The sequence below is a fragment of the Kordiimonas laminariae genome, assembly GCF_023008165.1.
GTDB classification, from domain to species: Bacteria; Pseudomonadota; Alphaproteobacteria; order Sphingomonadales; family Kordiimonadaceae; genus Kordiimonas; species Kordiimonas laminariae.
This window is the reverse complement of the sequence record NZ_JAKQZA010000001.1, coordinates 1-25,733: the sequence shown is the minus strand read 5'-3', so window position 1 is coordinate 25,733 and position 25,733 is coordinate 1. Positions and strand designations below refer to the sequence as shown.

At 47.1% G+C, this 25,733-nt stretch carries 23 protein-coding genes and 1 tRNA gene; 11 read left to right on the top strand and 13 right to left on the bottom strand.

Annotated elements, in window-relative coordinates; all coding sequences use genetic code 11:
- Positions 1-257: 257 nt before the first annotated feature.
- Positions 258-1,535: a 4-aminobutyrate--2-oxoglutarate transaminase gene (gene gabT, locus MF542_RS00120; protein ID WP_247014660.1), complete on the bottom strand. Its 1,278-nt coding sequence runs from the start codon at positions 1,533-1,535 to the stop codon at positions 258-260.
- Between the two features lies 1 nt (position 1,536).
- Positions 1,537-2,958, bottom strand: a complete 1,422-nt coding sequence (locus MF542_RS00115) for an NAD-dependent succinate-semialdehyde dehydrogenase (protein ID WP_247014658.1) — start codon at positions 2,956-2,958, stop codon at positions 1,537-1,539.
- 151 nt (positions 2,959-3,109) lie between these two features.
- On the opposite strand from MF542_RS00115, the gene MF542_RS00110 reads away from it, so the two are divergent.
- Entirely contained in the window at positions 3,110-4,297 is a 1,188-nt protein-coding gene (locus MF542_RS00110; protein WP_247014656.1) for an MFS transporter, read from the top strand.
- 12 nt (positions 4,298-4,309) lie between these two features.
- On the opposite strand, the gene MF542_RS00105 is transcribed toward MF542_RS00110, so the two are convergent.
- Positions 4,310-5,737: an aldehyde dehydrogenase family protein gene (locus tag MF542_RS00105; protein WP_247014654.1), complete on the bottom strand. Its 1,428-nt coding sequence runs from the start codon at positions 5,735-5,737 to the stop codon at positions 4,310-4,312.
- Between the two features lies 1 nt (position 5,738).
- Positions 5,739-6,626, bottom strand: a complete 888-nt coding sequence (locus tag MF542_RS00100; RefSeq protein WP_343264820.1) for a fumarylacetoacetate hydrolase family protein — start codon at positions 6,624-6,626, stop codon at positions 5,739-5,741.
- Positions 6,627-6,786: 160 nt separating this feature from the next.
- Between MF542_RS00100 and MF542_RS00095 the strand changes: the two genes are divergently transcribed.
- Positions 6,787-7,590: an acetoacetate decarboxylase family protein gene (locus MF542_RS00095; protein ID WP_247014650.1), complete on the top strand. Its 804-nt coding sequence runs from the start codon at positions 6,787-6,789 to the stop codon at positions 7,588-7,590.
- Complete coding sequence (locus tag MF542_RS00090) at positions 7,559-7,936, top strand: DOPA 4,5-dioxygenase family protein (protein WP_343264609.1); 378 nt, start codon at positions 7,559-7,561, stop codon at positions 7,934-7,936. The genes MF542_RS00095 and MF542_RS00090 overlap by 32 nt, the downstream gene beginning before the upstream one ends.
- Here MF542_RS00090 and MF542_RS00085 read toward each other — a convergent pair.
- Genes MF542_RS00085 through MF542_RS00075 form a run of 3 tightly spaced genes read right to left on the bottom strand, consistent with a single transcriptional unit; the run spans position 7,933 to position 12,030 of the window.
- Positions 7,933-9,393, bottom strand: coding sequence for an aldehyde dehydrogenase (locus MF542_RS00085; protein ID WP_247014646.1), 1,461 nt, complete (start codon positions 9,391-9,393; stop codon positions 7,933-7,935). The genes MF542_RS00090 and MF542_RS00085 overlap by 4 nt on opposite strands.
- A gap of 18 nt (positions 9,394-9,411) precedes the next feature.
- On the bottom strand, positions 9,412-10,704 hold the full coding sequence (locus MF542_RS00080; protein ID WP_247014644.1) for a glutamine synthetase family protein: 1,293 nt from the start codon (positions 10,702-10,704) through the stop codon (positions 9,412-9,414).
- A 48-nt stretch (positions 10,705-10,752) separates the two neighbouring features.
- Complete coding sequence (locus tag MF542_RS00075; RefSeq protein WP_247014642.1) at positions 10,753-12,030, bottom strand: cytochrome P450; 1,278 nt, start codon at positions 12,028-12,030, stop codon at positions 10,753-10,755.
- Positions 12,031-12,189: 159 nt separating this feature from the next.
- Here MF542_RS00075 and MF542_RS00070 point away from each other — a divergent pair, with 159 nt between their 5' ends.
- A complete protein-coding gene (locus MF542_RS00070) occupies positions 12,190-13,077 on the top strand; it encodes a DODA-type extradiol aromatic ring-opening family dioxygenase (RefSeq protein ID WP_247014640.1) in 888 nt (295 codons plus the stop codon).
- A 70-nt stretch (positions 13,078-13,147) separates the two neighbouring features.
- On the opposite strand, the gene MF542_RS00065 is transcribed toward MF542_RS00070, so the two are convergent.
- Both MF542_RS00065 and qhpR read right to left on the bottom strand, forming a co-directional pair.
- Positions 13,148-13,981: a type 1 glutamine amidotransferase gene (locus MF542_RS00065; RefSeq protein ID WP_247014638.1), complete on the bottom strand. Its 834-nt coding sequence runs from the start codon at positions 13,979-13,981 to the stop codon at positions 13,148-13,150.
- A gap of 92 nt (positions 13,982-14,073) precedes the next feature.
- A complete protein-coding gene (gene qhpR / locus MF542_RS00060; protein WP_247014636.1) occupies positions 14,074-15,081 on the bottom strand; it encodes an AraC-like transcriptional regulator QhpR in 1,008 nt (335 codons plus the stop codon).
- Between the two features lie 146 nt (positions 15,082-15,227).
- On the opposite strand from qhpR, the gene MF542_RS00055 reads away from it, so the two are divergent.
- The 3 genes from MF542_RS00055 (at position 15,228) to MF542_RS00045 (ending at position 17,891) form a co-directional block, all read left to right on the top strand.
- A complete protein-coding gene (locus MF542_RS00055; protein ID WP_247014634.1) occupies positions 15,228-16,253 on the top strand; it encodes an AraC family transcriptional regulator in 1,026 nt (341 codons plus the stop codon).
- A gap of 65 nt (positions 16,254-16,318) precedes the next feature.
- A complete protein-coding gene (locus MF542_RS00050; protein WP_247014632.1) occupies positions 16,319-17,566 on the top strand; it encodes an NAD(P)/FAD-dependent oxidoreductase in 1,248 nt (415 codons plus the stop codon).
- A gap of 4 nt (positions 17,567-17,570) precedes the next feature.
- Positions 17,571-17,891: a 2Fe-2S iron-sulfur cluster-binding protein gene (locus MF542_RS00045; RefSeq protein ID WP_247014630.1), complete on the top strand. Its 321-nt coding sequence runs from the start codon at positions 17,571-17,573 to the stop codon at positions 17,889-17,891.
- A gap of 138 nt (positions 17,892-18,029) precedes the next feature.
- Here MF542_RS00045 and MF542_RS00040 read toward each other — a convergent pair whose 3' ends face one another.
- Positions 18,030-20,396, bottom strand: a complete 2,367-nt coding sequence (locus MF542_RS00040; protein ID WP_247014628.1) for a TonB-dependent receptor — start codon at positions 20,394-20,396, stop codon at positions 18,030-18,032.
- Between the two features lie 185 nt (positions 20,397-20,581).
- On the opposite strand from MF542_RS00040, the gene MF542_RS00035 reads away from it, so the two are divergent.
- Positions 20,582-20,658: transfer RNA gene (locus MF542_RS00035), tRNA-Ile, on the top strand.
- Here the strand turns inward: MF542_RS00035 and MF542_RS17730 are convergent.
- Both MF542_RS17730 and MF542_RS00025 read right to left on the bottom strand, forming a co-directional pair.
- Positions 20,615-22,165: a recombinase family protein gene (locus MF542_RS17730; protein WP_343264818.1), complete on the bottom strand. Its 1,551-nt coding sequence runs from the start codon at positions 22,163-22,165 to the stop codon at positions 20,615-20,617. The two genes, MF542_RS00035 and MF542_RS17730, sit on opposite strands and share 44 nt — an antisense overlap.
- A 2-nt stretch (positions 22,166-22,167) precedes the next feature.
- Positions 22,168-22,452: a hypothetical protein gene (locus tag MF542_RS00025; RefSeq protein WP_247014624.1), complete on the bottom strand. Its 285-nt coding sequence runs from the start codon at positions 22,450-22,452 to the stop codon at positions 22,168-22,170.
- Positions 22,453-22,639: 187 nt separating this feature from the next.
- Here MF542_RS00025 and MF542_RS00020 point away from each other — a divergent pair, with 187 nt between their 5' ends.
- Positions 22,640-23,230 carry a hypothetical protein gene (locus MF542_RS00020; RefSeq protein ID WP_247014622.1) on the top strand — a complete coding sequence of 197 codons (591 nt, stop codon included), beginning with the start codon at positions 22,640-22,642 and terminating at the stop codon, positions 23,228-23,230.
- Positions 23,227-23,790 carry a hypothetical protein gene (locus MF542_RS00015; RefSeq protein WP_247014620.1) on the top strand — a complete coding sequence of 188 codons (564 nt, stop codon included), beginning with the start codon at positions 23,227-23,229 and terminating at the stop codon, positions 23,788-23,790. The genes MF542_RS00020 and MF542_RS00015 overlap by 4 nt, the downstream gene beginning before the upstream one ends.
- Positions 23,791-23,798: 8 nt before the next feature.
- On the opposite strand, the gene MF542_RS00010 is transcribed toward MF542_RS00015, so the two are convergent.
- The gene (locus tag MF542_RS00010) at positions 23,799-25,319 is read right to left on the bottom strand and encodes a hypothetical protein (RefSeq protein ID WP_247014618.1); all 1,521 of its coding nucleotides are present in this window, start codon (positions 25,317-25,319) and stop codon (positions 23,799-23,801) included.
- Between the two features lie 247 nt (positions 25,320-25,566).
- On the opposite strand from MF542_RS00010, the gene MF542_RS00005 reads away from it, so the two are divergent.
- Positions 25,567-25,733, top strand: a 167-nt coding sequence (locus MF542_RS00005) for a recombinase family protein (RefSeq protein ID WP_247015955.1), incomplete at its 3' end; no start/stop codon positions are given.

Genomic DNA, 25,733 nt, shown 5'->3' with positions numbered 1-25,733 from the left:
TCACCTTTGCAAAATAGAAATTGAAACCTTGTCAGGCTTCCCAAATTGCAACAGACGTGCCAGCAACTATGATGGTGGTTTCGCTTAAAAGCCGAGGTAACACGCCTTTATCTTTGCATATTGCAAAAGCATAATGCGAAAACCTTTCCAAAATGCAAATTTGGGAAGGTTAAGGAAGAGAAGCGAATTTGAAGATAGCAGGGTAAACTGCCTGACCAAAAAAAGGGGCGGCTGATCAGGCAGTTTTAGGGGGAGCTTTAAAGTTTCTTGAGGGATGCTTCCAGAATATCCAGACCCTCGTTTAGAATGTCGTTAGAAGCGGTGAGGGCAGGTAGGAAACGAATAACATTACCGCGAATGCCGCATGCTAAAAGAATTAGGCCTTTTTCTGCCGCATGTTTCACCAGTGCGCTTGTAAGTTCCGCATTTGGTTTATTCGCATCACCTTCTTTAACGAGTTCAATAGCGATCATCGCGCCGAGGTTCCGCACGTTGCCGATACGGTCGTCATCTGCCTGCATTGCAAGAAGGCGTTGATTGAAGAGCGCGCCAATCTCATTTGCGCGTGCACAGAGATTATCTTCCCTGATGATATCCAGAACCTTCAGGCCTGCCACACAACCAAGAACCGAACCACCATAAGTGCCACCAAGACCCCCGGGCGCTGCCGCATCCATAATATCTGCCTTGCCGATAACACCGCTGATAGGGAAACCACCAGCCATTGCTTTGGCGACGGTCATCAAATCCGGCTCAATTCCCATATGCTCTGTAGCAAAAAGTTTGCCTGTACGAGCAAAGCCAGTCTGGATTTCATCTGCGATCAGCATGATGCCGTGGTCATCACAGATTTTGCGAAGGGCCTTCATAAATGCGGTTGGTGCAGCGTAAAACCCGCCTTCGCCTTGAACGGGTTCAAGGATAATGGCCGCAACCCGGTTTGGTTCAATATCAGATTTGAAAATACCTTCGAGCGCTGCGAGGCTGTCTTCAGCGCTCACACCATGATAATCAATAGGGAAAGGTGCGTGGAACACTTCGCTTGGAAACGGTCCAAACCCAATCTTGTAAGGGGCAACTTTACCTGTGAGTGCCATACCCATCATGGTCCTGCCGTGGAAACCGCCCTTAAAGGCTATAACACCGGGCCTGCCAGTGTGGGCACGTGCGATTTTGATGGCGTTTTCAACGGCTTCCGCACCAGTGGTTAGGAAAATAGTTTTCTTTGGTGTGTCGCCGGGAGCTAAATCATTCAGCTTTTCCGCAAGCTCAATATAGCTTTCATAAGGGTTCACCTGAAAACAGGTGTGAGAGAAATGGTTGAGTTGATCTTTCACGGCCTCTGTAATGCGTGGATCGCTGTGGCCTGTGTTACATACGGCAATGCCAGTTGCAAAATCAATATAACGCTTGCCTTCAATATCAGTGATTTCAGCATTTTGAGCAGTTGCCGCGAAACGGGGATGCATGGTGCCAACACCGTGCGGTACAGCTTTCAAGCGGCGTTCCCAAAGCTCTGCATTTGTTTTTGTCATATTATATCCCTCCGATGAGGCTGTATTTAATTTCGGTATATTCATCAATGCCGTAGCGGCTGCCTTCGCGGCCAATGCCGCTTTCTTTCACACCGCCAAACGGGGCAACTTCGGTGGAGACAACGCCTTCGTTCACACCGACCATGCCGTATTCGAGCGCTTCCATAACGCGGAACATTCGGCCCATATCTTTTGTGTAAAAATATGCGGCCAGACCGTAAGGCGTATCGTTCGCCATACGGATCGCGTCTTCCTCAGTTTTGAATTTGAAAATCGGGGCAACAGGACCGAAAATCTCCGCCTGTGTGATGCTGTTGGTGTGATCAATGTTAGTCAGTAGCGTTGGTTCATAGAAGTTGCCGCCAAGAGCATGAGCTTTGCCGCCAAGCGCGACAGTTGCACCATCAGCGACAGCATTTTCAACCAGTTCTTCCACTTTGTTTATAGCTGCTTCGTTGATAAGGGGGCCAACGACGGTGGCTTCATCCGAGCCGTCACCAATGGTAAAATCAGCTACTGCAGTAGTGAATTTTTCAACAAAGATATCATAGATATTTTCGTGCACGTAAAAGCGGTTCGCGCATACGCATGTTTGCCCTGCGTTACGGTATTTACTGATAAGAGCACCTGCGACGGCTGCTTCAATATCTGCATCCTCAAACACAATGAAAGGCGCATTCCCGCCAAGTTCCATAGACACCTTCTTCACGGTGCCCGCTGACTGTGCCATTAGAAGTTTGCCAACTGCTGTAGAACCTGTGAAAGAAATTTTCCGCACGGTCGGGTGTGTTGTAAGTACTTTACCGATTTCCACTGGATCGGTAGTGGTTACAATTTTGAAAACACCCTCAGGGATGCCTGCCTCAAGCGCGAGTTTTTCGAGTGCAAGGGCAGACAGCGGTGTGGCTTCCGCCGGTTTGATCACTGCACTACAGCCAGCAGCCAGCGCCGGCGCTACTTTTCGGGTGATCATGGCAACTGGGAAATTCCACGGCGTGATAGCGCTAATAACGCCAATTGGCTGTTTCAGCACCATGATGCGTTTGCCGTCAGCATGGTGAGGCACGATATCGCCGTACAGTCGTTTCGCTTCTTCTGCGAACCATTCAACAAACGAAGCACCGTAAAGCACTTCACCATTGGCTTCTGTGAGAGGTTTACCGCATTCCGCTGTGATAAGGGCCGCGAGTGCATGCTGGTTTTCTATAATTAGATCGTACCACGTACGGAGAATAGCCGCTCTCGCTTTCCCTGTAAGGGAGGACCATTTTTTAAAAGCAATATCTGCATCTTCAATCGCATCTTCTACTTCGGCGACTGAATAATTTTTAACCGTGAATAAATGATCACCATTTGCAGGGTTTTCTACAGAAAGCCCATTGTCGGTGCGGTATTCAGCTATCAGACTGTCATACAAAGTCATGCATCTGCCCCTAAATTAAAATACTCATCGGAGCCTCGCAGATCGAACCACTGGTTGCTTGCCAAATTGGGCCAAGATTGTTGACCGCATATGCCATGCATAAGAGAGTGGAATATTCCTTTATGTGAGAGAGGAAATTGGGAAGTGTTTTATGAAAATATTGAAGGCAGGTGCAGATTATTCACCTGATGCAAGAAGTTCTATTGTTGCTGCGGTTCTGCTGGGTATCGTCGCAAATATTTCTTTTATCATTCAGCCCGGTCTTGTAGGTGGTTTTGTTGAAGGTTTGGGGCTTGGGGAACAGCAGGCTGGTGAACTTGCTGCTGCAGAAATGTTTGGCATTGCTATCGCGACTATTGTGTTGTCGCTTGCAAGCTTGAAGGTGAACTGGCGGGCCAGCTTTTTGTTCTTCTCTGCTGTCGCCATCGCCGGAAACCTTGTTTCCGCCTATATGACAGAATTTTCTGATCTGGTACTGGCAAGGTTGCTTTCCGGCCTTGGGCACGGTGGGCTGATTTCCCTGAGTTTTTCAGCCGTTGGTCTCACATCAAAAACCGATAGAAATATTGGTATCTATCTCGCTGTGCTTTTGAGTTACGGTGCTGTTGGGTTGCTGGCCATGCCATCCCTTATGGCAACGATTGGTTTGAAGGGAATTTTCATCAACTTCTCATTGGTTGTGCTGATTGGCATAGGGCTTGTTGGATATCTGCCGGATCAGGCGAAGAATGAGGAAGAAGTGCCTGAAGCATCTGAGCCGCTTAACATTAAGCTGCTTGTTCCAGCCTTGCTTGGGTATCTCGCATATAATATTTCGCAAGGTATTGTGTGGGCGTACTTGTTCCTGATTGGTGTTTCAAACGGGTTGGAAGAACAGGTGGTGGCGAACGCTTTGTTTGTTTCGCAAATTTTTGGTGTGCTTGGCGCACTTATCGCGATCGTGGTTTCCGCTCGTGTTGTAGGCCGATTTGCGCCGCTCACTATTGGTATTCTTGGGGGAGCAGTATTTATCGCACTCCTGTTACTGAAGGTAGATTATTTCATTTATCTGATCGCTGTATGTGGTTTTAATTTGATGTGGAACAAAGTGTTACCGTTTATTTTGGCTGCGATCTCGGATTTTGATCTGCGTGGCCGGGTAATGCCTTTCGCGCTTGCTATTCAGATGTTTGGTTTAGCCGTTGGCCCTTATATCGCTTCACAAATTGTTGGTGACGGGGATTACCAAGCGGTTGAGCTCGCGAGTATTTTCTTCTTTATACTGGGATATTTTTTGCTGATTGTGCCGATTATGATGCGCAAGCAACGACAGAAGCTGGAGTTGAAGAAGGCGCTTTGAGCGCCTTCTTTTTTATTGGTTTGCACCGTAAACAGATTTTACTTCAAGGAATTCTTCAAGGCCGTGCTTGCCCCACTCTCGGCCATTACCGGACATCTTAAAACCACCGAATGGTGCCGCGCTGTCAAGACCAGCGCCGTTCAGGTGTACCATGCCAGTACGGAGCTCAGAAGCAATCTTGCCAGCTTCCTCGGTCGTTCCTGCCCATACAGCACCAGAGAGGCCGTATTCGCTATTGTTGGCAATTTTTATAGCTTCTTCAATGCTTTCGTATGTCATCAAGGTAGCGACTGGACCAAAGATTTCTTCTCTTGCAATCGTCATGTCTGGGGTTACACCACCAAATACAGTTGCTGGGATGAAATAACCGTTTTCAGGAGTAAGGGCGGATTGGCAACCACCAGCTAATAAAGTTGCGCCTTCTTCGATACCGATCTGAATAAGATCTCTGACCTTTCGGTATTGGGCGTTATTGGCTATTGGGCCCAAGTCTGCTGTATCAGATGCACTACAGGTCATGCCACCAGCGGTTTCTGCAGCAACTTTTGCAGCTTTCACATAATCATCTTTGTGGACCAGAATGCGCGTTCTCGCATTACAGGATTGGCCGCTGTTGAGCATCAGATCTTTAATTGTTGAAGCAACAGCTTTTTCAATAGGCGCTGATGGGCATATGATAGCTGCTGATTTGCCGCCGAGTTCAAGCGATACTCGCTTAATTGTTGGTGCAGCGGCTTCACTGATAGCGATGCCTGCGCGGGTAGAACCTGTGAAGGAAACCATATCTACATCTTTGTGTGCTGTGAGCGGAGCACCAACACCTATGCCGTCACCGTGCACCAAGTTAAACACGCCTTCAGGTAAGCCAACTTCATCGATGATTTTTGCAAGAATGATAGCATCAAGCGGCGCAAGTTCTGAAGGCTTCAGTACCATTGTGCATCCGGCCGCGATCGCTGGTGCAACCTTGGTGGCAATCTGGTTCATCGGCCAGTTCCAGGGGGTGATCATACTCACAACACCGATAGGTTCATGCCGCACTGTTGTTGTGCCCAGCTTTTCACTGAAGGAATAGCTCTCAAGTTCTTTTAATATTTGCTCAAAATGCTGAGGTCCACTTGGCGCCTGAGCACGACGTGCGAGCGCCATTGGTGCGCCCATTTCCTGATGAATGGCGAAGGCAATATCTTCATTGCGCTCAATCAGTTTGGCATTGATAGCGGAAAGCAGTTCTTTTCGTTCTGCGATACTGGTGCGAGCAAAAGAAGGAAAGGCCGCCTTCGCGGCGGCCACTGCTTTATCAACATCGTTCTGGTTTCCGTAGGCGACCTTTGCAACAACCTGTTCGGTTGCCGGGTTGATCACATCACCAAAATCTTTCCCTTCAGGGGATACCCATTCACCACCGATGTAAAACCGGGTTGCGTCTGGCAGGCGCATATTATTTTTCCTCAAGGCGAGATTTGTAGAATTGAGCACCTTGACCACCAGCTGCACGCTTGCCGCGGTGTTCCCAGTCTCCACCCATTGCAGTAGAAATTACTTCTTCAGATTCTGTTGGCTGGGCGCCTACATCAGTACGAACAGGATATGGTCCTTCGACAATCTTATTGGTAAGTTTGCCAAGGCCTTCAACTTCCACTTCAACCACATCACCCGGCTGTACAGGGCGGCTGTTGGCTGGTGTGCCTGAAAGCAGAACATCACCCGGTTCAAGCGTGATGTTCCGTGCAATATCAGCCACCAGATAGTGCATATCCCATTCCATATTATCGGTGTTATCTTCCTGAACGACTTTGCCGTTCACGATTGTGCGGATGACCTTGTTTTTAAAATCCCATCCTTCAACAAGGCCTGGGCCAAGCGGGCAGAGCGTATCTGACCCTTTAACACGCAGCATGGAACCCGCATCAGTATCACGGAAATCATGAAGGCCGTAATCATTGGCGACAGTATAGCCCGCGATATATTCGCCAGCTTCTTCCTGCGAGATGTTTTTACAGTGTTTGCCGATTATGATGGCAATTTCACCTTCATAGTTCAGGTATTTACAATTGCTTGGGCGTACAACATCGCCTTTGTGGGTGTTAAGCGCTGTAAGGGGCTTGTGGAAATAGGTTGGGGAACCACCGAGTTTGGTCATGAATTCATCCACACGGCTATGGTAATTCAGGTGAACACAAATCACCTTTCTTGGCTCAACCGGCGGCAGGTGAACCGCCTCATCTACATGAACACTACGACCATCTTTTGCGCGTAACATATCGCCGTCACGTACGGTAAGAATTGGATAGCCATCAAGAAGAATTTTACGGTACTCGGTCGTCATCATACGCCCCTTTAAAAATTAATAGTCGTTCGGATTATTTCTACTAAAGAGGGGCCTGTCTTTCTTAGCATATGAGGACAATATAAGGCCGTGCGCTGGAAACTGGCAGTGGCCTTCATCATAGTGATCATCAGTTAGTTTTAACGGATGAGAATGTGAGATGACGGGTTTTTACTATCCAAGAACCAAATCTGGAAAATCAGCCATATTGCCGCCAGTGCCGTGGCATTATTCGGGTGAGTTGATTACCATGGAATACCGCACAGATGTGGAAGCTGTGAAAGCACTTCTGCCTGAGGGGTTTGAATTAGCTGATGAAGATCCGGGTGCGGTTGCCGCTATCTGGGCAGATTGGCAAAGCTGTTCTGATGATTTTAATGAAGTGCTTGATCCTGTACGTCTTCAGTACAAGGAAATGTTCATTGTTATCCGTTGCAAATACAAGGGTAAAACATACTCACGCTGTGCTTTCATTTGGGTCGATAAAGAGTTTGCTATCATCCGCGGCCAACATCAGGGATACCCGAAGAAACTTGGGATTATTCAGCAGACACGTCCGGTGAATGTTGGCAAGGCAGGGCCGCGTTTGGCGCCCGGTGGTAAATTTGGCGTTACGCTCGCCGCTTTTGATCGCCGCCTTGCGGAAGGTGTGTTTGAAATTACGGATACAGCTGATGCGCCGGGGTTTGTTAATGGTCATCCAATGGCTCATAGCCGGTGGTATCCAGCCATTGAAACAGACGGCACAGATAGTCTTTCAGAAGTGGTTACCATGTCAGGTTTTGATGTGGATTTTGGTCGCTGCTTCAAAGGTGATTTTGATCTCACGTATTTTGATAGCCCGGTTGAAGAGCTCGTTGACTTACCAATTCGAGAGAAAATTGGAGCTTATTGGCATGAAGTGGGGGTTTCCTGGAAAGCGGGAACAACGCTTGAACGTCGGACCCTTGAAGACATTGGTTAATTCAAACCAGAAATATAGCTATCACGCCCATGTCTATTATGATGTGGGCGTTTCTATTTGTCGGGAGCGTGCAATGGCGCTCAAACTTTGTGAGACAGCGCGTGATCGGTTTGAGCTGAAGATGGGGCGAATGCATGATGAACCCATTGGCCCGCACCCGATGGGGAGTTGCCAACTGTTAATACCAACAGAACGCACTGAAGAAATTATCAGATGGCTTGATGAAAACCGGCAAGGTTTAACGGTTTTGGTTCATGCATTAAGTGGCGATGATTACCGTGATCATACAAAAGGGGTGCTCTGGTTAGGCACCCCTTGTGAACTTGATTTGTCCGTCTTTGATTAGCTCGTAGAGTCTTCCAGAATTTGCAGTGTCTTGAGGTCTGAATGGAACTCAAGCGCATAGTGCCCGCCTTCACGGCCCAAGCCGGATAAGCCAATACCGCCAAACGGTGCTGTTAAGTCACGTACAAGGAAGGTGTTTACCCATACCGTTCCGCCTCTTACTGCGCGGCCGACACGTTCTGCCCGGTCACGGGAGCCAGTGTAAACAATGCCAGAAAGTCCAAATACAGTTGAGTTCGCAAGTGCAACACCTTCTTCTTCTGTTTTGAAGGTTTGGAAGGTGAGGACGGGGCCGAAGATTTCGCTTTGCACCACTTCGCTATCATTGTTTTTAGGCTTGATAAGGGTTGGTTCCACCCAAAGGCCATCTTCTTTATATTTCTTGCCGCCACGGACAATTTCGTCGCCGTTTTCACGGGCGCGTTCGATAAAGCCCATTACTCGTTCTACATGGGTTGGGTGGATCATGGCAGACATGGTGGTGTCACCATTCTTGCTATCGCCCATGATGTGCTTGTCTGTATATTCGTGGAATTTCTTTTCAAACTCTTCAGCAATAGATTCCTGCACAATAATACGAGAGCCGCACATACACACTTGGCCGCTATCATCATACTGACCTGCCGCTTTCTTTGCTGCTGCGTCAATGTCTGCATCTTCAAACACCAGCAGGCAGCTTTTCCCGCCAAGTTCAGCAGTGAAGGGAACAACGTTTTCCGCGGCAGCCTTGCCGATGATGCGAGCCGTGGGCACTGAGCCCGTGAAGGAAATACGTTTCACACGCGGGTCGTTCACGAGCGCATTGCCAACTTCATACCCCATACCCTGAACCACATTAAACACACCGGGCGGGAAGCCAGCTTGATCAACCATATCAGCGAGCAAGCTTGCGGATAGGGGTGACCATTCAGCAGGCTTCAAGATCACTGTATTACCAGCGGCCAGTGCAGGGGCAACTTTCCATGTGGAAAGCATGAAAGGGGCATTCCACGGCGTGATAATAACCGCTGGGCCTGCAGGCATGCGAATAACCCTATTGTGGGTGCCTTTACTGTCCCAGACACGTTCTTCATGCTCAACAGCAAGGTCAGCATAGTTCCGGAAATTCAGCGCGCCACGCGGCACCAGCCTGAGTTCAAGGCTTTCCTGAAGCATGGCCATATCCATGCATTCAGCTATAGCGATCTTTTCTTTGTTTTCTTCGATCAGATCCGCAAGCCGGTGCATATAAGCAGCACGTTCTTTTGATGTAAGTGCTGCCCATGCCGGAAACGCTTCGGTTGCGGCGGTTACCGCTAAATCAGCGGTTTGGCCGTCACCCCGTGCGATGTTACCTAGAAGGTTATCCCAGTTCATCGGGCTGCGGGTTTCAAATGTAGTAGGGCTCGAAACTCGTTTGCCGCCAATATAGTGATGGGGGGAAACAGCGACGCCTTCAATCATTAATCGATCTGTCATTGTTTTTGTTCCAAAACCTTAAATATAGTTGATGTAATAATCGATCAGGCCTTGTTCATCGAGGTTTGCTGTTTCCTCAACTTCTGCTTCTTTGATCGCGATATAGTTATCGGTGATCAGTGATCCAATCGCATTTGTGAGGTCAGTATCGGCTTTGAAGATAGCAATTGCCTCCGTGAGGGAAGCAGGTACATGGCGATCAGTATTAACCGTTTCCAGACCGTCGTTAGTTTCAGCTTCTGGCAGTTTGTAATCATGCTCGCAGCCGAGAAGGGCGGCATTTAAAACGGCACTCAGCGCAAAATATGGGCTCGCCGCACAGTCACCAACCCGGTGTTCTATGCGTGCAGCACGTCCGCCTTCACCGGAAATACGTACTGCGACGCCGCGGTGATCATATCCCCAGTTTGCCCAGTAACCGGAAAGACTCCCAGGCTGCAAGCGGGCATAGGAATTTACTGTTGGCGCCAGAATAGCGGACATAGCTTCATGGTGTTTCACCAGCCCAGAAATACAGCCCTTCACTAGGTCTGATAGTTGATCCTTCTCAGTGCCGCCCGCAAACACATTATTCCCCTTCTTATCATTGAAGCTGAGGTTGATGTGCAGACCGCTGCCCGAGAGATCAGGGATAGGCTTTGGCATAAACGACAGCAAATAGCCGCGCTTATACAGAACTTCCCGGGCCATAGTGCGGAACAGGAAGAAATCATCGCAGGCCTTAAGTGCATCTGTATAACCCATTGTCAGTTCATACTGAGGCGCATCAAATTCTGCGTTGAAAGATTCAATATGAATGCCGATTTTCTGCGCAACAGCCCAGATTTCATCAATCAAACCAGCGGGGTCGGTAAAAGGGCCCGTGCCGTACACGAATGAACCCGGGGTGTTGTATGGCACCCAGTTACCATCCGCATCACGTTCGAAAATATAGGCTTCGCCTTCAAAACCCACCATGGGGGTGAGGCCTTTTTCTTTCCACTTGGCTAGAATTCTCTTCAAAGCACCCCGTCCACATAGCTCGGACGGTTCATCATTGTCATAGATATCTGCAAGCGCGATTTGGGTGTTATCTTCCCAACCAATTCTGTATGCACCCGGGTCAAACATGGCCTCTACATCGGGCAAGCCGACTTCCACACCGGCACCCGGAGCTGGTACAATATCTTTGTTATATGTAACCGCATAGGCGCCTTTACAGAAGCGAGCCTTGCCTTCTTCCGCAAATTCTTTTGGAATATATTTACCGCGTGCCAAATTCAGCTGATCAGCAAATAATACACGAACCCTGTTCATAATTGATGTTTCCATCGTCTTCCCTTTAACCCTTGTTCTTACGTGTATTTCAGCGTGATGCCGTTAGGCGGCTGTCATCTTCACAGGTAATTTTTTGATACCTAAAATGAAGTTTGATCTGAGATAAGCGTGCGGCCCTGTTTGCTCGATTTTAGCGACACGCTTTGCAAACTCTTCAAGCACGATCCGCACTTCCAGTTTCGCGAGGAACATACCAAGGCAAACATGCGGACCGCCCTGACCAAAAGATACAAACCTGTTTGGTTTACGGTTTAGGTCAATCTCAAACGGATTACCGAATGTGTCTACATCTCTGTTGGCGGCAGTGAACCATAGAACAACCTTGTCGCCTTCTTTGATCTGGTTACCACCATATTCGAAATCGCGTGTTGCCGTGCGGCGGAAGTGTGTGGTTGGTGATGCCCAGCGGATCATTTCATCCGATGCTGTCATCATGAAACCATCATCATCCATGTTATCGCGAATTTGCGAGAGTAGTTCAGGTTGGTTTGCCATAGCGTGAATAGCCGCAGCGATACTGTAGCGGGTGGTATCATTGCCTGCTGCCACGAGTAGACAGAAGAAATTCCTGAACTCATCATGAGACATGGAGTGCCCGTCCTTGGTCGGCTGAAGCACAGAGTTCAGCACACCAAAAGATTCCCCTGCATCCATGCGTTTTAGAAGATCGTTTGCATAGTCAAACAATTCTACGGCGGCAGGAGAACGGAATGGTAGAAGGCGGTATTCTTCGGTATCTACCTTGTCGACAACGAAATCCGTGTAATCCGGATCAGAGTTGGAGATGAGCGCATCACCTTTTTCCACAAGCCAATCTAGGTCTTCATCCGGCACACCGATGATCTGCCCAAGCATACGCATTGGCAGTTGGCGAGCGATTTCATCAGTTGCATCAACTTCGCCTTTTGCCAGTGCTTTATCAATGAGTTCGGCTGTAATTTCACGGATACGATCAGAAAATAGTGCGACCTGACCACGGGAAAAAGCTTTGTTCACAAGCATACGGAAATAGGTGTGTTGTGGTTGATCTGTTTCCTGAAATGTCTTCCGGGCTTCATATTCTTCTTCGGTTTGATCTTCGATACGAATACCTCGCGCGGAACTCAGCAGGTCAGGCTGTTTATTCAGTGCCATAACATCTTCATGACGGGTGACAGACCAGAAGCCCCGGCCATTTGTTTCCTCTGTCCAGACAACCCCGTGGTTTTGCATTTTTTCAAATGTTGCGAAGGGTGCACCTTCGTTAAAGGCATCTAGGGATGAAAGATCAACAGCAGTGTCTGTTGATGGAGAAAAAGGATAATTCCAATGCTTGCTCATAGTCGCCTCTTAACTCATGTCTCTAATCAATCTTTCATCACGCTAAACCAAGGAAAAGCAGGTGTCTTAGCAGATGTGGACATAGTAAGGGGCGTTGCTGGAAGGCCTTGTTTTTTGCGCTTATAAACTGATTATTCAAGGTTCTAAGGAGTGAACGAAATGGGTGAAGTTGTAGGCGCAGGTCTTGTTAGTCATGTCCCGACTATCATGCTGCCAAAAGAAGTTCGGTATGAGATCTATGGAGGTAAGGACACTACCTTAATCGAAGGCTTTAAAAAGCTGCGATCTGAGGTGCTGGATAGCCTTGGTGCAGATACAGTTATTGTGTTTGATACCCACTGGGCAACACTGGTTGAATTTATCGTAACTTCTCATGAACGCCGAACTGGAAAATACACTTCGGAAGAACTACCGCGCGGTATGTGCCAGGTGCCCTATGATTTGAAGGGCGATCCCGAGCTAGCTGAACTCATCGCGGCTGAAGTAGATGCAAACGGCGCGCGCTGCACCGCCAATGATGACCCATATCTTCCTATTAACTACGGCACAGTGAATGTTGCGCATCATATCGCTAAAGAGGAAGCATGGCTCAGTGTTGGTATGAATATGGCGGCGAAGGCCTCTGATTATCTGAAAGTGGGAGAGGGCATTGGCCGGGCTATAGCAAAATCAGGCCGTAAGGTTGTGCTGCTCGCAAGTGGTTCCATGAGCCATACCTTCCATACGTTTCAGGATATCAGCAACGGCAGGTATGAAACAGCTGATCCCGCTAACATCTTTTCAGATGCAGCGCGTGAGGCAGATTATGAGCGCTTAGAATGGTTCAAAGAAGGGAACCATGCCGCAGTGATTGATGGTATGCCGGCTTATTATCCTCATAAACCTGAAGGTGCGTTTGGCCATTATTTGATGATGGCGGCTGCTATCGGTGGGCGTGACTGTAAGGCTAAAGGCCGACAGTTCAGTGATTATGAAAATTCAGTGGGAACCAGCCAGGTACATGTTTGGTTTGATAAGCCTGAAGGTGGCTGGACTGCTGAAGCATAATAAAAAATGTGGCCAAGAGATTTCTTCTCGATGGCCACATTAAGGGGGGACTAATTTGTGTTAAAACCATCTAGAGGATTTGGTGCTTGATCCAGTTGATAATCTCCGCCCTGCGGTTCTCCGGCACTAGGATATCTTCATCAACCCCAAGCTGCCACGCGTGGCTTTTTGAATTTGGGTTTGTTGCAGCCGCATCAATCAATGCTTGATAGGCGTTTACATCTTCTTCCTTATCGAAAAAGCCTTGAGTAAGAAGATCTTTCTTATAAAGCCGAAAGAGCATGGAAAGCTGCTCAAGATCGAATTCAGGGTGGTACTGCACAGCCCAAACTTCTGATTTTCCAATCGGGATAATAGCCCCTTGAACCAAACTGTGCTTGTTGCTGCAAAGTAGGGTGGCTGAGGATGGCAGTGCTGAAACTTCATCATAGTGAATACAGGGTGCATCAAACGCCGTCGGTTTGCCCTTCATATAAGGATGTGTTTTGCCTTCTTCAGTAAGGGTTATCTTCCGGGCAAAGCCGATTTCACGGCCATTTGGACTTGCTGCTACCGTACCACCAGCAGCAATAGCAGCAATCTGAAGGCCCCAGCAACTGCCGAGAACTGGTTTGCCAGTTTCGCAAAATTCTTTCAGGATTTTAATCTGGTTCTGTACAGCGAAGGTCTCATCAAAGGCGCGCAGGCTTGAACCGCTTATTACCATGCCGTCAAAATCCTCATAACTCATGCCTTCGGGTAGAGCTGCATCTTTGTCTGCCGCATAGATGATCGACATTTCTATGTCTGGAAAATGGGCTTTGATAGCATGGGCATAAACATCGCTCGCAGAGCGCACATTAATGCTTTCCGCTTTACGGCGTACTTTCGCCGGGTTCCCTTCCATTAGAAGTAAATGGGGCATAGTTTCCTCTCACAGCATGACCAGAGCGTTATTGGTATGAAAGCCTGAAAACATCAGCTTTGCATATGTGGTCAATCAAATGAAAACACCAGTTAGTGAAGTTTTCTGAACTGCTGCGGTGCTATGCCTGCCCAGCGCATAAAAGCGCGAGAGAAAGTGCTGTGCTCAGAATAGCCAAGTTTCAGTGCCATCTCGGATAAGGACTGGTTCGGGCTAATCTTAAATTCAAGCGATGCGGCCCGCATGCGGCATTCATCAAGGATAGCCTGATAGGATACTTCCTCGGCAGCCAGTTTGCGGCGCAATGTGCGGCGTGAAAGGCCCAGGGTTTTTGCTACATGGTCTTGTGTTACATGACCGCGGCTAAGGCCTTGGAAAATTGCTTGTCTCGTTTTCTCGCTCACGGGCAGGTAGCGCCGTTTTTCAACCAGCAAACGGTTGAGATAATTCAAAATGTCATTCTCTACTGGTGGTAGCAGCCCAATAGGATTGTTTAAAATCTTTGTAGGGAAGCGGATGCCGTTTGTTTCAGCTTCATAAACAACATTGGCGCATACTTCGTTGGTAAGATCCTTCTTCACCACATTCTTGTCAGCTTCAATAAGAATATCCACTGTTTCCCATGTGGTGGGCGCAGCTGTTTTAATGAAGGAAGAGAAAACACCAAGTGTGTATAGGGCATCTTCCGTACGCGGCCAGATATCCGGGTCCAGAATACGGTAGCCAAGGGTTGTGAAATCTTCACCTACCTCTAGGCTTACGTCCGTGCGGTCCTGAATAAGGGGATAGAATTTCACGAGCCGGTTAAAAGCCGTGCCTAGGGTTTTTGAACCAAGGATTGCCTGACCAACTTTACCACGTTTCGCATAGTTAGACGCAAGGCCAACGGACCATGAAATACCGCCTCCGCTTTTAACAGAACCTGTCTTTTCAACGGTAGCAACAAACTCCTTCAGATCAATCAATTGCTGATCAAAGTTGTTGCCTGATAGAGTTGGTTTTCTTAGCAGGCTGTCGAAATCCTGCGTGTTGATGCCGCGCTCTGCGAGTATGTTTCTCCAGTCAGATGCCGCGGACGCATTTACAAACGCGTGTTCCATCTTACTTCCCTTTATTCCTGACGGTTGGTGCTCCCTCACACTGGTCAACCTTAGGGCGGCGATAAAAACTGAGATTGTCAAAATCTATCAAACATGTGATAATTTCTATCATAAACGAAATTATGAGTATGCTTGAGGGGTGAGGTGTGAAAGAAAATCATAAAAAGCAGGAGCCCCTTATTTGGTCGTCAGTTGTGCGCTCACTGACAAACCCTTTGATGGAACATGATCTGGATCCTGCTTCTCTGTATAGAGATAGCGGCATCTCCGCCGATGAAGTATTGCGAGTGGACGGTGAAGTACCCCTTAAAAACTGGCTCAAATTTCTTGAGTTGGCGGCAGAGCATGCGGATAATCCGATCCTTGGCATTCACTTAGCGAGAGCCGCAGGCCCGGAAACGTTAGGGGCTATTGGGTTCTTGTTCCTTTCGTCAAAGAATGTGCTCGAGGCGCTTGAAAACCTCTGCCACTATATGAACCTTCTGCAGGGGGTTACTTTTGCGCAGGTAACGCGCGATAAACATGAAACCGCATTTGTTTATGAGATTATGTATGCCAGTGATAATGATTGTAGGCAGGATGTGGAATTTTCTCTCGCACTCACCAAGCGGCAGATACGCATTTTCTCTGGTGGGCAAGCTAAGGTTTTAAGGATTAATTTTAAGCATTCTCCACAGTGTGATCCTCGGCTTTATGAGCGGCAACTCAAAACGTCAGTGTTCTTCAATCAAGATGAAAACAGCGTTGTGCTGCCGTCTTCCGCCAATATGATTTCTGGCAAAATTCTCGATAATACTTTGGCCCCAATTCTTAAAACTTATCTGGATAGGGAGCTTAAGACCGTTACGATGGCAATGACTTTCTGTGATCAGATTGAGCGGCTTTTATATGCAAACCGTATTGATCCGCCGATAACTGCCAAGAAGGTTGCTTTTCAAATGGGGGTGTCTGAGCCCACCTTATACCGAAGGTTAGCCGCTGAAGGGCGGAAGTTTTCCAGTATGCTGGATGCCTATCATTTCGAACAAGCCAAAGAATATCTGGATACCAGTAGCCTGTCAGTAACCGAGATTGCGCACATGTTGGGGTTCGCAGATTCCGCGAGCTTTTCTCGCGCTTTCTCTCGTTGGTCGGAAGGGACTGCACCCTCCCGTTACCGCACTCGTGATTGACCGCATCTGCAAGGCGGTTAGGCTATAGGCTAGCTATAGATATCCTCTCGAAGGAGGTATCTATTATGGCAACCAACATGGAAAAATTGGTGATAATTGGCTCGGGGCAGGCAGCTATTCAGCTATCGGCTTCCCTCCGGCAAAAAAAGTATGATGGCCGGATCACCATGATCGGCGAAGAGCCATATCTTGCATATCAGCGACCTCCACTTTCAAAGGCTTTTTTGAAAGGCGAATTGGAGGAAGGTAGGCTCTTTTTGAAGCCGCAGAAATTCTATGATGATAAAGACATCGAGCTTATCTCTGGTGCCCGGGTAGAGAAGGTCGATACCGCCAATAAGGCAGTGACCATAGGCGGTGGCACTTCTTATTCATATGACAAATTGGTGTTTGCTACAGGGACACGTCCACGGATGATCCCGGAACTTGAAGGTGCAGAAAATGTGCAAGTTATGCGCACACTGGATGACGCTAAAGCTCTAAAGACTCAAGTGGATAAACTGAACCATGTCACCATTGTTGGTGGCGGTTATATCGGGCTTGAAGCAGCGGCAGTGCTCCGAAAAATGGGTGTCGCTGTTGACGTTCTTGAACGCATGCCGCGGTTGCTCGCACGTGTAATAGGCGAAGAGATTTCTGATTATTTCAAAAACTTACATGAAGCAAATGGTGTGAACATTAGACTGGGAGCTGAAGTTCAGGCTTACCAGAAAGATGGGAACTCTATAAAGGGCGTTGAGTTAAATGATGGCACTACCTCCAAAACGGATTTAATTCTTGTAGGTATCGGCGTGTTGCCAAATCAGGAGTTGGCAGCAGAAGCTGGCATTGAAGTTGGAAACGGGATCATCGTTGATGAAAACTGCGAGACATCTGTTTCAGGCATTTATGCCATTGGCGATAACGCACTTCGCCCCCTTGAAGGTCAGTCAGAGAAGTTGAGGCTGGAAAGTGTTCCGAATGCTATTGATATGGCAGAAACAGCCGCACGACATATTCTGGGGCTCGAACGTCCTGCCTATGACCCGCCCTGGTTCTGGTCTGACCAGTATGACACCAAAATCCAGACAGTTGGTTTGTTCTCAGAACATACAGAAACGTTTGTGAGGGGCGATGTGGCGGCTGGAAAATTCTCAGTTTTTTATTTCAAAAGCGAAACGTTTTTAGCGGTGGATTCTGTCAATGATCCACAGTCCTTCATGGCATGCAAAAACATCCTCAAGATGGGGCTGAGGCTCACGAGTGAGGCTGTGCAGGACCAAAGCAAAACCATGATGGACATTTTCAAAGAACTTAAAACACAGAAGGTTTAATGACATGGCGAAAATTACTTTTGTTTCCAATGATGGGGAAGAGCAGGTTATTGAGGCAGCCGAAGGCGAAAGCGTGATGGAAACAGCGCTCAATAACGGGATAGACTGGATTATGGCGGACTGTGGTGGTGCCTGTGCGTGCGCTACCTGCCATGTATATGTTGATGAAGATCAACTTGAGGCGACAGGCGAACCAAGCGAGATGGAAAACTCTATGCTTGAGTTTAATGATCATCAGCAATCTAATTCCCGGCTTTCTTGCCAGATTAAAGTGACTGAAGATTTAGACGGTTTGCGTGTAACAGCTCCTGAAAGTCAATATTAAACCTGATAAGATCGAAACCAAAAAGGGCTGGCGGAGATGCCAGCCTTTTTTATTGCCGATTAGGTGTTCTTAGTTGCCAATGAGAAAGCCCCAAAGCATGAGCTTTGAGGCTTGTTTGTTTCTTTGTTGTAGATGGGCCTAGAAATTATAATTCAAGCCAACACCAAGCCAACGTGGTTTGCCAAAGAAGCGCTGGTTATAACCACCTGGGCCTGTGAAATCGAAGGTGTAAACCAGGTATTCTTTATCGAACAGATTCTTCGCAAAGGCGCTGATTTTGAGCCCTGTATCTTCATGGGTATAAACAAAACGAAGATCAAACAGGGTGTATGCACCTTGGCGAGAATTTTCGCTGTTGGTGATATCGAAGAAATGCGAGCCCTGATGGTTAAAGCTAACAATTGAAGTGAGCTCACCGCCCGGAACACCAGCTGTATAAGATACGGAACCATTGGCTGTGAAGTTCGGTGCAAGCACCGCTTCACGGTCATTCAGTTCTGTTCCCTGCACGTTCACACCGTCAACATCGGTGCTTAGCAAACTCGCACCTAACTGGATATCCCAACCCGCTGCGGGAAGAATAGTTAGTTCCGCTTCAGCGCCGTAGAAAGTTGCTTCACCATTAGTGATGAACTGTGACAGGCCCTGGAACGTAAGGGCTTGGAAATCATTATAATCATAGTAGAAACCAGCACCGTTTAATCTGATTGTGCGGTCAGAGGATGTCCACTTGAAGCCGATTTCATAGCTATCCAGTGTCTCAGCATCAAACGCGACCTGATCAGAGGTTACGAAATCTGTCTGGTCAAGGAAACCGGCGTTAAAACCACCTGATTTAAAGCCTCGGCTCCATGATGCATAGATAAGCGCATCATCGCTGATATCGTAATCAAGCGTTACTTTGCCGAGGAAATTATCATCGCGAATGCGGGATGCATCAGCCGAAACAACATCAGCCGGGCCAGCGCCAACAACCGCTGCAAAACCGTTTGTATCACCCGCGCGGAGGCTAAGGTAATTTGCTTCGCCAACACCGTTCAAAAGGTTATTCAGCAAGAAGCCAGCCGGTGCCTGGTTAATATAATCAAAATCGCGGTTTTCTTTGGTATAGCGTGCACCCACAGTAAGGTTCAAGCGGTCAGAAAGGCGGTATTCCACCTGTCCAAAGCCTGCATATGACTGTGTATCCTGCGTATAATCCACATCAAAGAAGATAGCAGGAACTAATGTACCGTCGGTTGGGAAGCCCGGTGTGAAAGCGGCGAGACCGCCATCAAAGGCTGCAGGGTCACTATCCAGAAGGGCCGCGAAATCACCACGCCAGTTTACCTGCAGATCATTAGCGCTTTCTACTTTGGTATCCAGATAGAACACGCCAAACTGCCAAACGCCACCATCAAAATCGCCTGATAGGCGAAATTCGTTTGTCAGCGCATCGATCTCTGATCGGAACGTTGGTTCAATACCAGCTTGGGGGCCAACATCTGTATCTTCTTCGTGCAACTTATCAGTTGCCTGATAGGAGAAGGTGTTTGTCAGTTCAACACCGCCGAAATCATGAACATAGGTGGCATGAACGCCTTTTACTTCGATATCAAGGCGGCCCTCCCTGTCATATTCACCAGCGAAATTATCATCATCTGTATCTGCATAACACCAGATATCGCGCGGTACATCAGTTGGGCAGAATGGTAGGTTATCTGCTCCTGTCGCGCCCAAAGTTGCCTGATGCTGATATTGCGGCGCTACTGTATCTGATGAACTATAGAAGGCAGAAACGCTTAACAGGCCATTATCAGCCACATCAATTTCTGCGCTACCGCGGATGGAGAAGCTGTTGGCCTGATTGGCATTTTCACCAATACGGTTTTCTACGTAACCATTGTTGGTTTTGTATGATGCCGCGAGCCTTGCTCTTACTGTATCAGACAATGGCCCGCTGATAGCCCCTTCCACAAGGAAAGATGTATAAGATCCAGCTTCAGCGCGCAGATAACCTTCGGTTTCTTCCGTTGGTTTACGCGATACAAATTTCATAAGGCCGCCGGTTGCGTTACGGCCATAAATTGTGCCTTGCGGCCCACGGAGTACTTCAACACGTTCCACATCAAATAATTGGAAGGTTAAGCCGGGTAGGGCTGCCTGATAGGCTTCATCCAAATAGATGGCAATGGGGCCTTCGTTGTTGTCATTGAAATCATTCAACCCAACACCGCGCAGTGTGAAAGAAGGGTTGTTTCCCTCACCCACCGGTGTGCCTACATTAAGGCCCGGTACCTGCGCTACAATGTCTGGGCTGTCTGTAAAGCCAAATTTCTGTAGTTTGTCACCGCTGAACGCTGTTACAGATACGCCAATCTCTTGTGTGGACTGGGCGCGTTTTTGCGCTGTTACGGTTACTTCTTCAATTACTATACTTTCTTGTGGAGCATTTTGTGCGGCGACAGCTTGGCTGAACGCAGCTGGTATAGCTATCGACGAAAGCAATAGATGCTTCGTGTTCATGAGCATTTCCTCTTCCCTTAATGAAACCTCCACGTACTTGTTTGAAGGAAGTAGAAGAAGGCCGCTTGTTAAAAACGGACAACCTGAAACAGATGTTCAATAACTCTAATCTAGTGGTTTGACAAAAAAGTAAAATTTCCTCTGTTCAAGGGAAAAAAGCTCTGCTAGGTAACACGCCGTGGTAAGGGCCTGTAGCTCAGTTGGTTAGAGCCGACCGCTCATAACGGTCTGGTCGGGGGTTCGAGTCCCTCCGGGCCCACCACTTTAAACCTACCAGTACTAAACACCCCGAAAGCCCTGAATGGAAGCGCGATTGCGGCGGTTCGATAGCCTGTCTGGCGCGAGTAGAATAATCCGTCAGGAAACGCCAGTTTTGCAACCATTCTCTTGTGTTTCAAAAGGTCTGAATCCCAGAGCCTCCAGGGGTTTGACAAGAAACTAAAGGCTGTTCGAAAGCTCTGCTCAAAGCTCATAGGCGTTTTAGTGCTCTTATAGCTGTTTTCTTGTAAATAAAGCTTCTTCTCAGACAGTTTTTTAATCTGCTCTTCATAGGCCGTGATGAGGGTGTCATTGTCCGTGCCGATGATTCTATCCATTAATTGACCGATCTTGGCTTCAATCTTCTTTGCTTCTGTTTTCGCATTAGCAACATGACCAGATAGATTAGACTTTTGTTCTTTCCATAGGTCAGAGAACATTTCATACACTAAGTGGAAGAGTTTTGGGCTTGGTTGTAGCTCTTTGAGTATATCTTCAAAGCCGAGTTCAATGTCATCACGTCTGATGGATTTCTTATATTCAGCGCATGTCTTTAACTGACAAAAATAATATGGATAATATGTATTACGTCCCTTAGACCATGCGGCTGTCATTGGATGCTCACAAGTCCCGCAATTGATAAACCCGCGTAGTGGAAAGTCTTCATTTAGATCAGTACGCGCAGGAATTTTCCCTTTGTTGTTTTTGCGCTCCTGTATCTTCTGCCATGTAGCAAGATCAATGATTGGTTCATGCTTGGCTGGGTGCATAAACAACTTCCATTTCTTCACAGTGATGTAGCCAGCATAGATAGGGCGTTCAGTAAGAGCGATTGCTGCATTGAGATCGACTTCTCCTGTCTTTAAGCGCGGGATAGATGGATGCTTATTTAGGAAGCGCTGGATTTCAGCACAGCTTTCAAAACGACCCGACGCAAAACCTTCTAGCGCTTCCTTGATAATGGAAGCATTAGGCTCGTCCTTAACAAGCATCTTACCGTGGCCTTGAACATTTTCATATTTGTAACCCATGACAGGGGAGAAGAGCCAATAGCCATTATGCACACGAGCCTTCATCCGATTTTTAACTTGCTCGGCATTCTTTTGCCGTTGGTGCTGAGACACGGAAGCGAGCAAGTTTTCAATTAGAATGGAATCTGAATCCTCTCCGAACTCGATAGAGGGACTTTCAAGTTTGCCACCTGCATCATTGATAGCTGCGCGTAAATCCAGATGAGCTTTAATATCCCGCGCCAAGCGCGAGATATCATCAATAATTACAATGCATTTATCAGTCCGATTATCTTCCAGAAAAGCGAGCATAGCCTGCATGCCTTGGCGTTCAATCAAGCCGCCAGAAATACCTTCATCATGAAATACATTCACAACGTCATAACCCTGCCGCTTAGCATAGTCGCGACAACGGATTTCTTGGGATTCAAGACCATGCCCACGTCTAACCTGCGCGGGGCTTGATACACGGCAATATATAACGGCTTGTTGTTGGAGCATTATTAGTCCTCGCTTTCCATTGATAGTTTGTCCTTCAAGTATAATTCATACTCGTCATCAAGTGGGGCAGGTTCGAAGTCTTCTCCACAGATTGCTTTAAGGGCAAGAGTGGTGGCATCTCTGCCAAAACCCAGATCAACAAATTGGGTCATGATCTGCCAGAGGGTGATGAGCAGTTCCTGTTTTTGCTCTTCGGTCAGATCAAACTCGTCCAGATGATGACGATATTTCTCTAATTCCGGTGAGTTGGCGGGTAGTGGGTCTGGGATTGGGGCATGTTCATTCATGTCTTCTACTTTCTTCTTTGTGTTTGCGAGGGCATGTATTCGCCAGCGCTTGGAAAAAATTACATCAAGGTTGATATTTTTTTGCTTGCGATTGTATTTTCGCTGATTGAAAACTTGCCATGCTTGGTGTTGTTGGGGCTACCAAGCAGCCGGAACATTCCAGAATATTCCAAATGAATGAGGGTATATGAGCTTCGATCCTATTAAATTGGGCCTGTTGAGCCATTATTCGCAGGATGCACAACAACGTATCAAGCGGCTCATTCTCGAAGATTGGAAGGCCGCAGGTGTGAAGTTGCCAACGTATATGAAATTACTCGCCAGACATATCGCGCCTATGGGCGTTTCAGAAGACTGGCTTGCCAAGCTCTCACACCAGACCATGAATAAGATGCTCAAATCTATCTCCACACCCAGACACGAATTCTGGGCGTGTTTACATCTCTATATTATCAAGAAATATGGGCCACAGGATATTGCGCCGGAATTAAGTGATGTTGATATTTTAGGGCAATCGCTTGTACGCTTTGGTGATATTAAAGAAGCACCGCCATCATTAAAAACAAGCATTAAGGGCAAAGAGCTCATTATCAATGCACAGGGCGGCAAGTCCTATGCTCTAGCAAGCATGACTGAGACATATAAAAGCAATGAGGCTTTTGCTGTTGAGGTGACATATAAGGCTCAGGGTGCTGCTGTTATTCAAAACAATCAGATCAAAGCCATCTTACGCAATGAAATGACCCGTCAAATTTCCATGCTGGAGATTGATGTATGACCGATTATGCACGAGAGCGTTTTGAAGAGCTTAAAGCTTATGCAGATAATTTGCCCAAAGCTGAATTTGATAAGCAATCAGCCAAAGGTCAGGCGCATAATAAAGCTATATTTGATATGATTAGAACAGGTGACGCACTTGGTGTTTATTGTTCTGTTAAGCAAAACCCATCTCTTCTTGAAAATCGTGATGATCACGGTATGACCCCGCTTCATTGGGGCGGCTCAGACAAGCCGGGTGTGATGCAGGAGATACTCACAAGCGAAGTTAGTAACTCCCCTTGGGTACGTGATCGGTTTGGGCGCTTACCGCTTGATGTCTTGCGTGATGGTGGTCATCACACACACGCTGATAAGATGGAGCGGCTGACATATCCGCGATTATTCAAAGATGAAAAAGATGGGCCAGTGCTACAAGAGAAGATCAAAGCTTTTGATGATAAATCAAAAGCACTCGGGCGACCTGATACCAGACCGCCCTTTGCAAAGAGTGTAGATTTTAAACCGACTATTCCGCGCCTTAAAGGTCAGGCAAAAGATAGAGGGGATTTAGAAAGATAGGTTATCTGTTACTCTGGTTTAAAAAGTAAGTTCGCTTCATGCCACCAAATATCTTTTGAAGGAAACTTCTCGACTAATTCCACAGTACAGTACCGAGCGTTACGGTGTTGCTCTTTGACGTTATATACAGCAATCTTTACTGCACCCGCTTCGCCAAAGCCTAGAATACCAGAATGAAGAATAAGCGCCCCAAAATCAAAATTGCCACCACATGGCAAGCCCTTAGCCTTTCTATTGGTAAAGGTTATGCTATCTTTTAAAAGCCTTTGCCAACGAGAGCGCCTTTTCTGATCATTCTTACGTCCCCAATATGGTTCCACAGATGTATCTTCACGTACCCATTCACTGTCAAAGTGATTTTCTACATAGACCAATGCATATGTATTATCTCTGAAAGTGCTGGTTTTTATGCTTGAGTGAAACTTTATGGCGTTATGTTTCGTTAAAAACGCATCAACAAGATTATCATAACGCTCTTTCTTTTGTTTCAGAGCGTCGATCTTCTTAGACAGCTTAGAGAACGGCATATATTGGGAGCTATTTTTAGCTCGTCTTTCAAGGCCAATGAGCTTCTCTTTTGAGAACACGCGGCCTTGAATTCGCTCAATCCCAAACTGTCGCCTACCAGCCGTGTTTAGGTTGATAGTGTTGAACTTAAAATTCTCACGCCGCTTATCAAACTCAAAACTTGATTGTAGCCATGGAGAGCTTACCCAAGGTCTCAATGAATCAATAAGCTGAAACTCAATCTTATCATTCATTGATGTTCCCTTGGGAATGCGAAAACGAACAAGCGGTGCGGTTGTTGGCCTTACTGCGCCTCCTTCATAAGAACTGCCTTTATAAAACTGGTGCCAAGGAACAGAGACCCAGTCTCCACTAATGTCAGTACGTATCTTTTGGATACGCTCCTTTTCTCGTTGAATAGCAAGCTGACGTTGGCGCTCTTTTTCTGCCTTTTCTCGCGCGCGCTTTTCTTCTTCCAAACGCTTTAGTTCTTCTCGGCGCTCAACATACCGTTTTTTTGTTTTTTCAACTTCCTCGTCATCTTGAAATAAATACTCCCTACCTTCCTTCATAAACTCGGAAAGCTCTACCATCCGATCACGCGCATTGCGGATGTCTCCAGAGATTTCGTCCAGATCAACTTTCCAACGACCAAGGTCAAGTGTACTGGATGTAACAATTTCGCCTGTTACTTCATCGCCGTCATTAAACAGCTTTTTGATAATGAGAATTTGCGGGTGCGTATCATCAATGCCGTTGATGCTATCCACTTCAATCACTTGGTCTCCATTAACCTCTACAGTGAATTCAAAGCGGCTTTTGACAACGGGTTTCTTCTCATCGCCCCTTTGTTCAGAAATCACATGATTAACATCTGTTAGTACAACAGAGCCTTTAGGCAGTTTTTCTATAACGAGTTTTTCTAACAGTTTTTCAATATAATCTGTTGGTGGGCGGTCTTGCGATTCAGAACACGCGACGACACACAAAACCAACATAAATGCACTTAAGTATTTGATCATGTTGCACCTCAAAGTTTCCGTTCAAAAACCCTCCTTTTCCCCCGTTTTTCATAATTGTGAATTGACAGATTCACCCGTTAACCATAGCTAGGAAAGCCAATGACTTAACAAACATACGATCGTATGTGTCGAGTCGATATCTGCAAATCCAGCCCTCGTGCGTAATGGAGCCTTTTTGCACGACTTACACGTATCAAGAGTCTCTTTTCCCTTTTAAATCAATCCGCTAAAGCCCTATCCTTCATATATGAAGATAGGATATGCCCGCGTTTCTACCGAGGATCAAAGCCTTGATCTCCAACTAGACGCGCTCACTGCCGCTGGCTGTGAAGCGATCTATAAAGATCATGGTGTGAGTGGCGTTAAATCTAATCGCCACGGCCTTGATGCTGCGATCAAAGCAACAGGGAAAAA

Excerpts from the sequence above, each read along its gene's own strand:
- gabT (WP_247014660.1), bottom strand. The coding sequence starts at position 1,535 with ATGACAAAAACAAATGCAGAGCTTTGGGAACGCCGCTTGAAAGCTGTA.
- MF542_RS00115 (WP_247014658.1), bottom strand. The coding sequence starts at position 2,958 with ATGACTTTGTATGACAGTCTGATAGCTGAATACCGCACCGACAATGGG.
- MF542_RS00110 (WP_247014656.1), top strand. The coding sequence starts at position 3,110 with ATGAAAATATTGAAGGCAGGTGCAGATTATTCACCTGATGCAAGAAGT.
- MF542_RS00105 (WP_247014654.1), bottom strand. The coding sequence starts at position 5,737 with ATGCGCCTGCCAGACGCAACCCGGTTTTACATCGGTGGTGAATGGGTA.
- MF542_RS00100 (WP_343264820.1), bottom strand. The coding sequence starts at position 6,626 with ATGACGACCGAGTACCGTAAAATTCTTCTTGATGGCTATCCAATTCTT.
- MF542_RS00095 (WP_247014650.1), top strand. The coding sequence starts at position 6,787 with ATGACGGGTTTTTACTATCCAAGAACCAAATCTGGAAAATCAGCCATA.
- MF542_RS00085 (WP_247014646.1), bottom strand. The coding sequence starts at position 9,393 with ATGACAGATCGATTAATGATTGAAGGCGTCGCTGTTTCCCCCCATCAC.
- MF542_RS00080 (WP_247014644.1), bottom strand. The coding sequence starts at position 10,704 with ATGGAAACATCAATTATGAACAGGGTTCGTGTATTATTTGCTGATCAG.
- MF542_RS00075 (WP_247014642.1), bottom strand. The coding sequence starts at position 12,030 with ATGAGCAAGCATTGGAATTATCCTTTTTCTCCATCAACAGACACTGCT.
- MF542_RS00070 (WP_247014640.1), top strand. The coding sequence starts at position 12,190 with ATGGGTGAAGTTGTAGGCGCAGGTCTTGTTAGTCATGTCCCGACTATC.
- MF542_RS00065 (WP_247014638.1), bottom strand. The coding sequence starts at position 13,981 with ATGCCCCATTTACTTCTAATGGAAGGGAACCCGGCGAAAGTACGCCGT.
- qhpR (WP_247014636.1), bottom strand. The coding sequence starts at position 15,081 with ATGGAACACGCGTTTGTAAATGCGTCCGCGGCATCTGACTGGAGAAAC.
- MF542_RS00050 (WP_247014632.1), top strand. The coding sequence starts at position 16,319 with ATGGCAACCAACATGGAAAAATTGGTGATAATTGGCTCGGGGCAGGCA.
- MF542_RS00045 (WP_247014630.1), top strand. The coding sequence starts at position 17,571 with ATGGCGAAAATTACTTTTGTTTCCAATGATGGGGAAGAGCAGGTTATT.
- MF542_RS00040 (WP_247014628.1), bottom strand. The coding sequence starts at position 20,396 with ATGAACACGAAGCATCTATTGCTTTCGTCGATAGCTATACCAGCTGCG.
- MF542_RS17730 (WP_343264818.1), bottom strand. The coding sequence starts at position 22,165 with ATGCTCCAACAACAAGCCGTTATATATTGCCGTGTATCAAGCCCCGCG.
- MF542_RS00025 (WP_247014624.1), bottom strand. The coding sequence starts at position 22,452 with ATGAATGAACATGCCCCAATCCCAGACCCACTACCCGCCAACTCACCG.
- MF542_RS00020 (WP_247014622.1), top strand. The coding sequence starts at position 22,640 with ATGAGCTTCGATCCTATTAAATTGGGCCTGTTGAGCCATTATTCGCAG.
- MF542_RS00015 (WP_247014620.1), top strand. The coding sequence starts at position 23,227 with ATGACCGATTATGCACGAGAGCGTTTTGAAGAGCTTAAAGCTTATGCA.
- MF542_RS00010 (WP_247014618.1), bottom strand. The coding sequence starts at position 25,319 with ATGATCAAATACTTAAGTGCATTTATGTTGGTTTTGTGTGTCGTCGCG.